The 12,581-nt window shown below is 47.5% G+C and carries 14 protein-coding genes; 10 read left to right on the top strand and 4 right to left on the bottom strand.

Annotated elements, in window-relative coordinates; all coding sequences use genetic code 11:
• Positions 1-98: 98 nt before the first annotated feature.
• Entirely contained in the window at positions 99-1,439 is a 1,341-nt protein-coding gene (locus GSO_RS14950) for a glycerophosphodiester phosphodiesterase (protein ID WP_010493804.1), read from the bottom strand.
• Between the two features lie 277 nt (positions 1,440-1,716).
• Here GSO_RS14950 and GSO_RS14955 point away from each other — a divergent pair, with 277 nt between their 5' ends.
• The 8 genes from GSO_RS14955 (at position 1,717) to GSO_RS14990 (ending at position 8,226) form a co-directional block, all read left to right on the top strand.
• Complete coding sequence (locus tag GSO_RS14955; protein WP_010493806.1) at positions 1,717-2,031, top strand: hypothetical protein; 315 nt, start codon at positions 1,717-1,719, stop codon at positions 2,029-2,031.
• Between the two features lie 201 nt (positions 2,032-2,232).
• Positions 2,233-3,300, top strand: a complete 1,068-nt coding sequence (locus GSO_RS14960; RefSeq protein WP_010493808.1) for a YibE/F family protein — start codon at positions 2,233-2,235, stop codon at positions 3,298-3,300.
• Positions 3,297-4,034, top strand: a complete 738-nt coding sequence (locus tag GSO_RS14965; protein ID WP_010493811.1) for a YibE/F family protein — start codon at positions 3,297-3,299, stop codon at positions 4,032-4,034. The genes GSO_RS14960 and GSO_RS14965 overlap by 4 nt, the downstream gene beginning before the upstream one ends.
• 1 nt (position 4,035) lies before the next feature.
• Positions 4,036-4,638 carry a metallophosphoesterase gene (locus GSO_RS14970; protein WP_010493813.1) on the top strand — a complete coding sequence of 201 codons (603 nt, stop codon included), beginning with the start codon at positions 4,036-4,038 and terminating at the stop codon, positions 4,636-4,638.
• Positions 4,639-4,738: 100 nt separating this feature from the next.
• Positions 4,739-6,115 carry a bifunctional metallophosphatase/5'-nucleotidase gene (locus GSO_RS14975; protein ID WP_010493815.1) on the top strand — a complete coding sequence of 459 codons (1,377 nt, stop codon included), beginning with the start codon at positions 4,739-4,741 and terminating at the stop codon, positions 6,113-6,115.
• 66 nt (positions 6,116-6,181) lie between these two features.
• Entirely contained in the window at positions 6,182-6,808 is a 627-nt protein-coding gene (locus tag GSO_RS14980; protein WP_010493817.1) for a YutD family protein, read from the top strand.
• 8 nt (positions 6,809-6,816) lie between these two features.
• A complete protein-coding gene (locus GSO_RS14985; protein ID WP_010493818.1) occupies positions 6,817-7,593 on the top strand; it encodes a TIGR01457 family HAD-type hydrolase in 777 nt (258 codons plus the stop codon).
• Positions 7,594-8,226, top strand: a complete 633-nt coding sequence (locus GSO_RS14990) for a TIGR01906 family membrane protein (RefSeq protein ID WP_010493820.1) — start codon at positions 7,594-7,596, stop codon at positions 8,224-8,226.
• Positions 8,227-8,307: 81 nt separating this feature from the next.
• On the opposite strand, the gene GSO_RS14995 is transcribed toward GSO_RS14990, so the two are convergent.
• The 3 genes from GSO_RS14995 to GSO_RS15005 form a co-directional block, all read right to left on the bottom strand.
• Complete coding sequence (locus GSO_RS14995) at positions 8,308-8,961, bottom strand: VTT domain-containing protein (RefSeq protein WP_010493822.1); 654 nt, start codon at positions 8,959-8,961, stop codon at positions 8,308-8,310.
• Between the two features lie 86 nt (positions 8,962-9,047).
• Positions 9,048-9,551, bottom strand: a complete 504-nt coding sequence (locus GSO_RS15000; protein WP_010493824.1) for a phosphatidylglycerophosphatase A family protein — start codon at positions 9,549-9,551, stop codon at positions 9,048-9,050.
• A 44-nt stretch (positions 9,552-9,595) separates the two neighbouring features.
• Positions 9,596-10,582: an NAD(P)/FAD-dependent oxidoreductase gene (locus GSO_RS15005; RefSeq protein WP_010493826.1), complete on the bottom strand. Its 987-nt coding sequence runs from the start codon at positions 10,580-10,582 to the stop codon at positions 9,596-9,598.
• A 294-nt stretch (positions 10,583-10,876) separates the two neighbouring features.
• On the opposite strand from GSO_RS15005, the gene GSO_RS15010 reads away from it, so the two are divergent.
• Together GSO_RS15010 and GSO_RS15015 are read left to right on the top strand one after the other, a co-directional pair.
• The gene (locus GSO_RS15010; protein ID WP_010493827.1) at positions 10,877-11,461 is read left to right on the top strand and encodes a peptidylprolyl isomerase; all 585 of its coding nucleotides are present in this window, start codon (positions 10,877-10,879) and stop codon (positions 11,459-11,461) included.
• Between the two features lie 63 nt (positions 11,462-11,524).
• Positions 11,525-11,908, top strand: coding sequence for a CvfD/Ygs/GSP13 family RNA-binding post-transcriptional regulator (locus GSO_RS15015; protein WP_010493829.1), 384 nt, complete (start codon positions 11,525-11,527; stop codon positions 11,906-11,908).
• The last annotated feature ends 673 nt before the right edge of the window (positions 11,909-12,581 follow it).

The raw sequence follows: 12,581 nt of genomic DNA on the forward strand, positions 1-12,581 counted from the left end.
AAACGACTGAATCATTCGGAGAAAATGGAAAAGTGGTCAAGATCCGGTGAAAAGCTTGTCATGACGCGATTGTAAGCACACCCATGTCGTAACCCTTCTCAACCGATTTCAGTGACCCGAGCATTAAGCAAGGGGGTGTCAAATGCCGAATTGCCTAATGCCCAGTGGATGAGCGGCTTTTCTTTTAAGGGAATGCTGCGATAGAGCATGAGCCAGGTTGCCATGTTTTCGGCAGATGGCAACACTTGCACATCTTTGGCTTTTAACCAGCCTGCTTTGGTTTTTAAGTAGAGCCGGCTATTTTCGTAGCGTGCGGCCAGAACCCGGGCGCGCGTGTTGTCAGCAACATGCCCAGTAACATTTTGCTGATGCAGCGGGTTGGCATAAATCGGGGCATGGAAGCCGCGACTAGTGACGACGATTTTTTGGTGGAGAAACAGGCTGGCCCAGCCAGCTTGGGGTGCGAGGTTGATCGTTGTAGCTGGCACGAACGCGTTATCGCCGATTTGATAATACGTGTTGCCGGCAATGGTGACCATTGCAGAAATCGCAATTGGGGTTTGCGGTGCTAACTGTTCAGGACGTAACAGCGGTTGATAAGGGTTTTCGTAAACCGGAAGCGCCGAGACACTGGAGTTAGCGCCAAGATCGTTGATACTGGTGGTAACGGAAGCGGCTTTCAGCGCCTGAAATTCATGTCCAAGACTCGTATAGTTGGTCACGACACCATCAATGTTGAGGTTAACCAGCCAAGTCCACCGATCACGATCCTCGTTCATCTCATCCCAGACGTACACTTTTTTGCCAAGGTCATGCAGCTGATTGACCAGCTGCGGCGTCACCAGATCCGAACTTAAATTAATGCCGTCTACATAAGTCAATACATCAAAATTGATCCGTTTAAGCGAACCAACAATTAAAATCCGCGGCACAGAAGGCAAATCCGCCTGCAAGCGCTTGAGACTGGCAGCCGAAAATGAATGGAACATGACGCGGTTTTCCATGTGATACTGTTTAATCAAAGCTGTAATTTTGTCTTCAAGGTGGGGATGCGGTTCGCCTTTAACGATTTTGGTTTCAATCAAGAATTTGTGGTTTGTCTGTTGCTCGTGAGCGAAAAGCTCTTCGAGGCTGTGAACCGGTTCGCCATTTTTGGTATGATATTGCTGAAGTTGCGCAAAAGTGCTCTTGGCAATGGTCAGATTGGCGCCGGTCATGCGTTGAATCGTTGAATCGTGCTGGATCACGACCACGCCGTCAGCACTTTCATGTACATCGAGTTCAACATAATCAGCGCCCTTGTTAAAAGCACTATCGAAACTTTGAAAAGTTTCTTCCGGATAGTTCAGCGGATCGCCACGGTGGCCAACCAGCGTAAACCCTGAAAGCAGAAGAAATAATGGCAGCAGCAAAACTGCCACAGTGAATCGTTTGCCCATACAGGCGGCTCCTTTCCAGAAAAAAACATCATACCACAAACATAGCACAGTGAGCGCGAACCGGCGCGTTCAGAAGTCGGAGTGTAAGTGGCCTTGGGCGTAATGGCGGGCTTTGTCATTGCGACCAAGGTCCTTACACGCAGGCTTCTGCGCCGGGGAGCGCGTTATAGAAGGAAATGCCAAACCACAAACCATTCGCTGCCGACAGAGCGACAGACACCAACCGCGTGACGATAAACTCAAACCGAAATCAGCAAACAAATAAGGAGCGTCAAAGATGGCAGAAAAATATCAGGTTTTTGATTTGATTCAGGAAATTACCCGGCTGGACGGGAGTCGCTATTTTGAACTGGGGAACGTCATGCTGAATGGCCGTGCCGAAAAGGCTTCTATGAAGGGCTTTATTAAGCGGGTGCGGATTGTTCAGCTGAACATTGCCCACTCAACCGCTGTGGCAACTTATGAAAAGTATATCAACGAGCATTATGAATTTCCGCCGGCTGATTTAACCAGTTGGGAAGAATGGGACAAACCGGAAGGCCCGATTCGCGATGCTTACCATGAGATTCTCCGGCAAAATCATGTCGGGTAAAATAGGACGATGAGGGTTTCTGCCGGCTCGGCACTCGAGAGATAGATTTTAATAAAAACCTCAATTTTTTGAATAATTTCCGTGATTATCGCATAACCGGGCTTGTCAGCGTGACAATTTTCGCGGATAGGTCGGACACGCGCTTTGCGTCACATTGACGCTACTTATATAATGTAAGGCATATGAAAGCGAGGGATCCGCGTGAAGTATTTAGGTAAATGGCTTATCCCGTTCGTCGCGGCGATCGCGGTTTTTATTGGCATGCAATTTGACAGCGGTTTTTATACCAAGCCAGTGGGTCAGGTTGAAGCAGTTAAAGTGGTCAAAACCACCAACCACCAAGACGAAGATCAAAACCATGACCGGCTGATCAAACAGCAGGTTCGTGTGCGTCTCCTGAATACCGCCAAACGCGGCAAACGCATTACCATGCATAATACATACTCGTTTAGCGGTGCGCTGGATAATGAACTTCGCGTGGGCGAGCAGGTTTTCCTGGATGTTGATAAAGGCGCCTATACCTTGAACAATGTGAAACGGGATGCGATTCTGGCGGCACTGCTGGTCTTGACTTTTGGTTTGATCTTTTTGGTCATGGGCCGGCGAGCGTGGTTAACGAGCATTAGCATTTTACTTAACACGGTAATCTTCTTTGTCGCAGTTGAATGGGAGATCGGTAGTAAACAGTGGCAGGCGTGGTGGCTATTTGTTATTTTGGCGGTGATTTTCACTGTTTTGACGGCAGTGTTCATTGTCGGGTTCAAGCCGATTGCGGCAACTATTTCACTGGGGACGTTGTTAGCCACCGCGGCTGCAGTGGCACTTGGCTATGGCATAATGGCCCTGACCAATTACAACGGTATTCACTTTGAAGAGGTCAAATACGCCACCCAGACGCCGCAACTTTTATTCTTCGGTCAAATTGTGATCGGCTCTTTGGGCGCTGTGCTAGACGAGGCGAGTGATATTTCAGTTGCGATCTTTCAGCTTCATGACACGGCCAAGGAGCGGTTTCGGGCAGGGATGGCTATTGGCCGCAATGTCATGGGACCGCTGATTTCGGTTCTGTTTATGATTTTCATCGCCGATACGTTTATGGAATCGGTTTTGTGGATTCGCAATAATAACTCGATTGCGCAAACGGTTATCTGGGTGATGGGGCTGGGATTTGCCCAGAGCCTCATCAGCGCGTTTGGCATTGTACTGGCGGTGCCGGTGACGAGCGGAATAGCAGCGATGATGGCTAAAATTAAGAAGGTGACAGCATGAACGCCATTCTTGCATTAGCCTTGGTTCTGCTTGTCATGATGTTTATTGTCGGCGGCAAGCAAGGCCTGTCAAATTTCTTTGCTTTAGCCGTCAACGCCTTGTTAATGATCCTGGTCGTCATTTTAATGGCCAGCGGGTTTAATCCGATTATTGTAGCCATTATTTTTGGGCTGATTATATTGGCCAGCACCATTTTCTTAAGCACCAGTCAGCTTTCTGTGGCCGGCCCGGCGTTTGTCTCGTCTTTATTAATTATGACATTGTTAGTCGGACTGATTCTTTTGACGATGACGTTAAGCCAGACAGCTGGGTTTGGACCGGAAGATTCCGAGGCGTTGGAAGGCTTTTCCGTGTATATCGGCGTCAGTTTCCCGCACATTTTGATTGCGACCACCTTGCTAGGCACGCTTGGAGCGATCGCCGAAGCAGCGATTGCTGTTGCAGCCGGAATGGATGAGATTAAGGATCAGGCAAGCGCTACCGGGATTAAACAAATGGGTCACGAGATTATCGGGACTGCTTTAAATACGCTGTTCTTTGGTTTTTTTGGCGGTTTTTCTTCGCTGTTTATCTGGTTTGCGTCACTGCGCTATCCATTTTCACAAGTGATTAATAACAAGATTTTTGTTGGCGAACTCTTGCAGGTCTTGATTTCGGTTATTGCCGTCATTTTGACTGTGCCGATGACGACTTGGGTGGTCACGACCAGACATGCACATCGCCGAAAGGAGTAATATGCAATATTTTATTGCAGATACGCATTTTTTCCACGCGGATCTTTTAGGAAACAACGATTTTGCTCCGCGCCTGTTTCCAACCGTTGAGGCAATGGACGCGGCGATGATTCAGGCATGGAATGCGCGCGTTGATGATCGCGATATCGTTTATCATTTAGGTGACATTGCCATGAATCCGGAGCATTTTCCCCAACCACCGGAAGTGTTGGCGATCCTATTGCAGCTGCACGGCCGGATTGTTTTTATAAAAGGAAATCACGACTACGAATCACTGTTTAAATTTCTTCATCGCCATGATCCGGGCGTGAACGGCTTGCCTAAGTTCACCTTCCATTCGGTTGGCACGATTATCAAGGATGACCATACGCAGTTTATCATGACGCATTATCCGTTGATGATGGGTATTGTGAAGCAGACGCTGAATTTACACGGCCACATTCACCACAATAGCGTCAATATTGCGGAGAATATCAATGTAGGCGTGGACGCTCCGGAACGGGATTTGTTAGTGCCGCATTTGCCTTTTGGCACCCCACTGACGGCGGCTGAAGTACACAAGATTTATCGGCTTAAAGCTGCAGTGTTGGCTAAGGAACGCTGAGCGCATTGTGATGTTTGACCCGTTGTCTTGCAGGGCATAGGATAAAACTAGGGTACTAGTTTAGAAATGTCACCTGAAAGACCGATTAGGGAGGTGCCTTGTGGAAAAGTTAGTGATTCTGCACACGAATGATCTGCATTCCCACTTTGAAAACTGGCCGAAAATTCGCCGGTTTATGTTGGGAACCCGCGCTGCAGAACAGGCAGAAGGGGCGAGCGTTTTAGCGTTTGACGATGGCGACGCAATGGATCGTTCGGTACCGTTAACCGAAGCAACGGACGGGCAGATTAATATTCAGCTGTTGAATGAAATCGGCTATGATGCGGTGACCATTGGCAACAATGAAGGCGTCGGCAATCCGCATCAGGTGTTGGAGCATTTGTACGATCACGCTAATTTTCCCGTTGCACTGGCCAACTTGTTTGAACCGGATGGCACGCGTCCGCATTGGGCCAAGCCCATTGTCATGAAGCAGACACCGGCAGGGACGCGAATTGCCATTGTCGGCTTTACGGCACCATTTTTCCTGACATATCAGCCAAATGGGTGGCAGGTTAAGACAGTGGCAGACGTTTTTCCGGCGATTCTCAAACAGCTTGAGGGCACCTATGATGTTTTGATTGTGCTATCACATTTAGGCATTGAGGCTGATCGTCATTTAGCCCAGCAATATCCGCAGATTGATGTTGTGATTGGCGGGCATACGCATCACTTGCTTGCAGAAGGCGAATTACACGGGACAACGTTGTTAACTGCCGCCGAAAAGTATGGCCATTATGTTGGCAAGATTACGTTAACGCTGGATGATGACCACAAAATTCAGACGCGTCGTGCCGAAACCTTTCAAACCGCTTTATTGCAAGCAGCCGCAGCAGATCCGCGGGAAATTCAAGGTTATGAAAGTAAAGGCATTGCCTTGTTAAAACAGCAAAAAGTTGCCCGCTTGCCTAAACACCTGGCGATTCAGTATGATCAACCATCACCATTACTTGATTTTGGCCTGGCAGCCGTCGCTGATGCTGCCAAAACCGATGCGGCGATCCTGAATGCCGGTCTTTTCCTGATCCCACTCGGCCCCGGGATTGTCACCCAGGCTGATCTCCTGACATGTTTGCCCCACCCCATGCACCTGTTAAAAGTAACTTTAAGTGGCAAAGAGCTATGGCGTCTGATCATGGAAATGGAAAAGAACCGCATGTTTCTCCGCCACTTTCACATGATCGGCATGAGCTTCCGCGGCAAAATTTTTGGTGACATCGGTTATCGCGGCATTTCGGTTGATCGAGAAAAGCGGACAGTTTTGTGGCATGGCGATCCATTGGTTCCGGAACGGCAATATACTTTCGCTACCGTCGATAACTTTCTGTTTATTCCGTTCTTCCCAACTATCGAAATTATGGGCAGCAATGAATTTCTTTTTCCGAAACTAATCCGGCAGGTTGTTGGCGATTATATGGCAAAAGTTTTTCCTTTATAAATTCATGCTATACTTTTAGAACTATGGATTATCTGGTTTACCAGTACGAAAAAAGGAGGACGCGACTTGGCTGAACGCGAAGCATTGTCTGAACAAATTGATGTTGCCTTGACTCAGGCTACAACCAAAGATTTACGCGTCGTTAAGGTCGGCCACGACTTGGTAACGATTGATGGCCGCCGTTATCGCATCGTCAAAGACCACCGCGATGCTTTTGACGTTGAACGGTTGAATGAGCGATACAACGATATTCTCGATAAGTACGATTATATTGTTGGCGACTGGGGTTACGACCAGTTACGGTTGCGCGGTTTTTATAAAGATGATCGCCGCGGTGCCAGCAAGGATCAACAGATTAGTACATTAGAGGATTACCTCTATGAATATTGTAATTTTGGCTGTGCTTATTTTGTGCTTGCCTGTCTGGATAAACCGGCAACTAAGGTAGCTGATCGGCGGCACGACCGGGAGCGAAAATCGGCGACAGGCAAAACCGCACACCGGCAACAATCAAAGCCGACACAGCGACAACATCATGGCAAACGTAAGCCTTATGCCAAGGCAAACAAGCCATACACGGAAAAAACGACCCGTTCGACGCATTTTCGTGGCGAACAGGCCAAAACAGTCAATCAAACACAACCACGCAAGCGGCATTTTACGATCCGTCAACGTGAGACTAACAAGAAGTAGGGACAGATTTGAAGTATAAAGGTTATATGATCGATCTTGACGGGACGATTTATCGTGGCAAAGAACGCATTCCGGCAGCTAAAGACTTTGTCGAACGGCTACAGGCGGCGCGGCTTCCTTTTTTATTTTTGACGAACAATACGACGAAAAGTCCTGAAGATGTGGTCAAAAATCTGGCGCAGAATCACGATATTCATGTGGCACCGGAGCAGATTTACACGCCTTCGCTTGCGACCGCGGCTTATTTGACTGATCTCAATCATGGCGATGTTTCCGGAAAGTCAGTGTATATCATCGGTGAGCTGGGGCTGAAGCAGGCGCTTTTGGATACGGGATTGCGGTTGAATGAAGTTGATCCGGATTATGTGGTAGTCGGGCTGGATTATGACGTGACTTACCATAAATTTGAGTTAGCCACATTAGCAATCAAACGCGGCGCTAAATTTATCGGGACTAATGCGGATACCAATCTGCCCAATGAACGCGGCTTGGTGCCTGGAGCAGGGTCACTGATTGCTTTAGTGGAACGCAGTACGCAGCAACGGGCGTTTTATATTGGCAAACCCGAACCGACGATTATGGAAAAAGCGCTGAAGAAGATGGGGTTGCCAAAAGACGCTGTCGCCATGGTTGGTGATAATTACAACACCGACATTAAGGCAGGGTTGAATGCCGGGATCGATACGATTTTAGTCTATACCGGCGTTTCTACCCGTGATTATGTTTCCAAGCAGGTCCAACAACCCACGCATCAGATTGATGCCTTGACGGACTGGGAGGTCTAAATGAAACGCATCGTTCATTGGCTGACGCTTTGGCTAGCGATTGTTAGTGGGGTCATTTTCGTGACGATTTTGAGCACGCTGCTGACGTTCCCGATTTATGCCCATATGGATAACCTGCCGCAAATCGCTGCCATGTCGCTGGGACGGTTGTACCATAATTATTTGCAACTCATGGCATACTTAGACTTGCCGTGGATTGGTACGTTGCATATGCAGGATTTCCCCACAAGCCTGCATGGCGCGCTTCATTTTGCCGATGTGCGCCATTTGTTTATTTTGGATCTTGTGATTGCCCTTGTGACGATTCCTTTTGCCATTCAGTGGGTGCGTCAGCTTAAAGCAGCCAAGAAGCGGTATTTGCTGGTCCGGCCGTTTATGATCGGGGCGGTGGTGCCGATCATTTTAACCGGATTGCTAAGCATTAACTTTGATCGTTTCTTCATCATTTTCCATGAGGTTCTATTTCGCAATCGTGACTGGCTGTTTGATCCGGGGACAGATCCGATCATCAATGTTTTACCTGAAGGCTTCTTCATGCTTTGCTTTCTCACGGCATTTGCCTTATTCGAGGCGATCATGGTATGGGGCATCTGGCGCGGTCGTCAAGATGCCCAGCGTCAGTCACCATTTTAAAAATCAAAAACGCATGCTCCCAATATCGTTGTGACATTGGGAGCATGCGTTTTTGCATACCTAGAAAATTTGATGATTGGTTTAACGATCCACAACTTTAGCAGTGCGGGTTTTAACGGCAGCGATGACCATTGGCAAGAGTGAAATCAAAACGATGCCAAGCGCTACTAACGAAAAATGCTCTTTGACGAACGTTACGTTGCCGAAGTAAAAGCCGCCGAGTACACATAAGGTAACCCAGAGGAAGCCGCCTAATAAATTATAGTGGATGAACTTACCATAATGCATCCGCGAACCGCCTGACACAAACGGTGCAAATGTCCGAATGAGTGGCATGAAGCGGGCAATCGCAATGGTTTTGCCGCCGTGCTTGTCAAAAAACGCTTCGGCCTGCAGCAGCTTGTCGCGGTTGATCAGGCGGCCAAACCAGCCTTTACCGGTAGAAGCGGCCGACCCTACGCGTTTACCAATTTCATAATTCACCGTATCGCCTAAAACCGCGGCAGCCAAAAAGACTGCGAAAAGGATCCAGACGTTTAAGTTATAAGCAGCGTTGGCGGCCAAAGCACTGGCGGCAAACAGCAGTGAATCTCCTGGTAAGAAGGGAAAAACAACGACCCCTGTTTCGATGAAGACCATCGCAAAGAGGATGACATAGGTCCAAGGGCCGAAGCTATTAACGATGGTGATCAAATGCTCATCGATATGCAGGATGAAATCAAACAGTTGGGTCATTGGGTAAGCTCCTTTAATGAATTTACATTTCATTATACGGGATAATATGAAAATTTCATGAAACAAAGGCAAATTTTAGAAAAACGTCAATAAATGTCGTCTTCGATTTCCGGATGCGAATGCGCCAGTCGACTTGCAGCGGCCGCCGCCATGGCCCCCACGATGTCATCAAGAAAGGTGTGGATAATCCCCGGTTCGTGGGCATTAAGCTTGGCCAGTATGCCTGGCTTAATCCGATCGATGTAGCCGTAATTGGTAAAACCAATTGATCCATAAACATTGACAATAGAAAAGGCCAAGACTTCATCGACGCCGTAAAGTCCTTCGTCTTCGGCAATAATTTTCTGCAAAGGCTCTTCAAGCTGGTTGGCCTCGGCTGCCTTATCCAGTGCAATACCGGTCATAACCGCATTTTGCACTTCGCGTTTGCGCAAAACGATTCGAACGTTTTGCGTTGCTTCTTCAATGGTTAAGTTAGGGATGAAACGTTCCTGCAAAAACATGACAAGTTCGCCGATGTCGCTTAAGTTAACGCCGCGCTCATGCAACAATTGGATCGTCCGTTCATAAAGCTTTTCTTCATTGGTCATAATCTCACGCTTTCCTTTAGGCTGGGTGGGGGTAAGGCTGATTTTTATCGATAAAGCTGGGTACTGTGCAACGCTTGCCGCCGTTCCGGATAAAGCCGGCTAAGTGCTTCGTTAATGGCCGTTGGTGCCTCACCGAAGCCACTGGCAATCAGCGGTAGTTTTCCCGCATAACTGACGGCATCGCCAATAGCAAAAATTCCTGGGCGACTGGTTTGCATCTGGGAATCAACCAGAATGCCGTTACGATCGGTCTTAAACTGCCAAGCCTGGAGATGGCGCTTGTCGGTGACAAAACCATAATTAACCAGCAACTTATCGACTGTTAAAACCGGCTCATTGTCACCGCGAACTTCCTTTAACTGCAAGGCGAGCTTGTCATTTTCCTGTTTAACCGCCTCAATCAAATAAGGCGTATGAATGGCAACGCTGCTTTTTTCAAGTGCTGCCACACTTGCCTCGAGGCCCCTGAATTTAGCGCGCCGGTGAATCAGACTGACATGCTTGGCCACCGGCTCCAGCGCCAAAGCCCAGTCAATGGCTGAATCGCCACCGCCGGCAATCGCCACGTCCTGATCGCGAAAGGTCTCCAGATCCTGAACAAAGTAAAACAATTGCCTGCCTTCTAATGCCGGATCGTAATCAACGGCCAATTTACGCGGCGTAAAGGGCCCGCCACCTGTCGCAACGATGACGGTTTTGCTGCGGAAGTCGCCTTGACTCGTATGCAGAATAAACGTCCCGTCTTCTGCTTCATCAATCGTTTGCACTTCCGTAGCGGTTTTGACATCTGGGTGAAAATGCATCAGTTGCTTTTTCAGCTGTGAAACCAGATCTTTTCCGCTGACGTGGGGAAAGCCGCCAATATCGTAAAGAATTTTGGCTGGGTATAAATTACCGGTTTGGCCACCAAGTTCGTCCAGACTCTCAAGCAATAAGACGTCTGCCTGACGCAAGCCAGCATAAAAGGCGGCGAACATACCAACAGGCCCGCCACCAATCACAGTGATTTCATATACATGCTGCACTGACATTTGCAATGCTCCGTTTCTATATAGTATGACGTTCATACCCTACCATATTTTGCGAATAGTTACCAAGTTGACGAAGGCGGAGAGTGCCGGCAATTTAGGGAGATTAAAGTGCCATAAAGCGCGTGCGTTGCGATAATTGGGGGAAAAGTGTAGAAAGCGTAGCAACTGATTTTTAATGCCAACGTTAAGGTTGTAGAAGGGTTCCGTCTATTCATTTAATTGGCGCGAGTTGCCGATGCTGGTATACTACGCCTAGAACGATGCACGTTATTTGACTAAAGAAGGAGAACGAACATGGACTATCCACAATTAGAACTGGCCGATTTCAAAGGCCCAAAAGCAATCTTTAAAACCAGCGAAGGGCAATTTGAAATTGCACTATTTCCAGAACAAGCCCCCAAAACCGTTGAAAACTTCGTCGGCTTGGCTAAAAAGAACTATTATGATGGCGTCATTTTTCACCGGGTCATTGAAGACTTCATGATTCAAGGCGGTGATCCGACTGGTACCGGCATGGGCGGAGAAAGCCTCTGGGGGAAGCCGTTTGCGGATGAATTTTCGAATCAGCTTTTCAACCTGAAAGGTGCCCTGTCAATGGCCAACGCTGGTCCCAATACGAACGGCAGTCAATTTTTCATCGTGACCAATACGCATTTGGACCCAAGCATGAAGGTTCAATTAAGCGAAGCCGGGTTCCCGGAACCGATTATTGACGCTTACCAACAAGGCGGGACGCCATGGCTTGATCATCGCCATACCGTTTTCGGACAGGTATTGTCAGGAATGTCAGTGGTCGAGAAGATCAGCAAAGTCAAAACGGGTGCCAACGACAAGCCAGTTGAGCCTGTGACGATTGATGCACTGACGATTCAAGACTGATATTGGTTGCAAGTGATTTTTAGGGTATACTTAAAGAGAAATCCAATGAAATGAAGTGTCAGAATGGAATATCGCATAGGAGATATCTTGACTGGCAAAGTCACCGGCGTCCAACCATACGGGGCGTTTGTGATGCTGGATGAGCACACGCAAGGATTAGTGCACATCTCAGAATGCCAGCATGGTTACGTCAAGGACACCAGCGATATTTTTACCGTCGGCCAGCGAGTTGAAGTTGTGATTTTGGACATCGACGAATATACCCATAAAATCAGTTTATCTTTGCGTGCTTTACAGGCGCCGCCTAAATTAAGTAAGAAGCGTCGCCGTAAGCACTATTGGACAAGTCGTAAATTTCACACCGGCTTTGCACCGATTGCCGCCCACTTAGATGGGTGGGTCGCTGAAGCACTTGAACATTTAAACGAAGAGGCCACTCAAAAATGAGTGGCCTCTTTCTTTCGTTGAGGCGGTAAGCAATTGTAAAAGCGTGAAGGCGCGGTAAGTGAGAGGAAGGGCAGGGCCGTTGAAAGCAAACTGACTTGTGCGGTTGCTTTGTAGGAAGTTAGTCGGATGTCAATGACGAGTCATGGTGCGAGAATGTTTGACTGATGATTTGTAAAGTTGATATAAACGCAGGTACCGCACATTTTAATGATGACCTGATATCGACAACTTAGATCGCTTAGCTAAGTAGGGTGATTACCGAGATTTGGCGGCTAAATGAAGTGGCGTTTATTATGTTAGGTATTTGGAAATTGACGTGGCAAAATACTTTCAGTGGCCGTTTTCCACAGTAGTCAGCGCAAACAGCTACATATCCGACTGTAAGCGTCATGAGTTAAATGAACTTTAAACGCATTTTACTGCATATTGTTCGCGATAAATGCGAATATTTATACAAATCGGATTAAAACGTTCGCCATTTATCGGAATTGGTAATTCTTTGAATTTCTGCTAATTTTTTGTTGACTAGATTGTTGAAGTGCTGGTATGATACTTGTTGTTGTCAAAACAAAGACGTCGATTCTTGACGGATGAAATAAACGACTCGTATGATGAAGTCGCAATTGAAATGGATTGAATAAATATTCACTCTAAAAAGTTGTTGACATGATAC

It is taken from the genome of Lacticaseibacillus zeae DSM 20178 = KCTC 3804, from assembly GCF_000260435.1.
GTDB classification, from domain to species: Bacteria; Bacillota; Bacilli; order Lactobacillales; family Lactobacillaceae; genus Lacticaseibacillus; species Lacticaseibacillus zeae.

Excerpts from the sequence above, each read along its gene's own strand:
- GSO_RS14950 (WP_010493804.1), bottom strand. The coding sequence starts at position 1,439 with ATGGGCAAACGATTCACTGTGGCAGTTTTGCTGCTGCCATTATTTCTT.
- GSO_RS14955 (WP_010493806.1), top strand. The coding sequence starts at position 1,717 with ATGGCAGAAAAATATCAGGTTTTTGATTTGATTCAGGAAATTACCCGG.
- GSO_RS14965 (WP_010493811.1), top strand. The coding sequence starts at position 3,297 with ATGAACGCCATTCTTGCATTAGCCTTGGTTCTGCTTGTCATGATGTTT.
- GSO_RS14970 (WP_010493813.1), top strand. The coding sequence starts at position 4,036 with ATGCAATATTTTATTGCAGATACGCATTTTTTCCACGCGGATCTTTTA.
- GSO_RS14990 (WP_010493820.1), top strand. The coding sequence starts at position 7,594 with ATGAAACGCATCGTTCATTGGCTGACGCTTTGGCTAGCGATTGTTAGT.
- GSO_RS14995 (WP_010493822.1), bottom strand. The coding sequence starts at position 8,961 with ATGACCCAACTGTTTGATTTCATCCTGCATATCGATGAGCATTTGATC.
- GSO_RS15000 (WP_010493824.1), bottom strand. The coding sequence starts at position 9,551 with ATGACCAATGAAGAAAAGCTTTATGAACGGACGATCCAATTGTTGCAT.
- GSO_RS15005 (WP_010493826.1), bottom strand. The coding sequence starts at position 10,582 with ATGTCAGTGCAGCATGTATATGAAATCACTGTGATTGGTGGCGGGCCT.
- GSO_RS15010 (WP_010493827.1), top strand. The coding sequence starts at position 10,877 with ATGGACTATCCACAATTAGAACTGGCCGATTTCAAAGGCCCAAAAGCA.
- GSO_RS15015 (WP_010493829.1), top strand. The coding sequence starts at position 11,525 with ATGGAATATCGCATAGGAGATATCTTGACTGGCAAAGTCACCGGCGTC.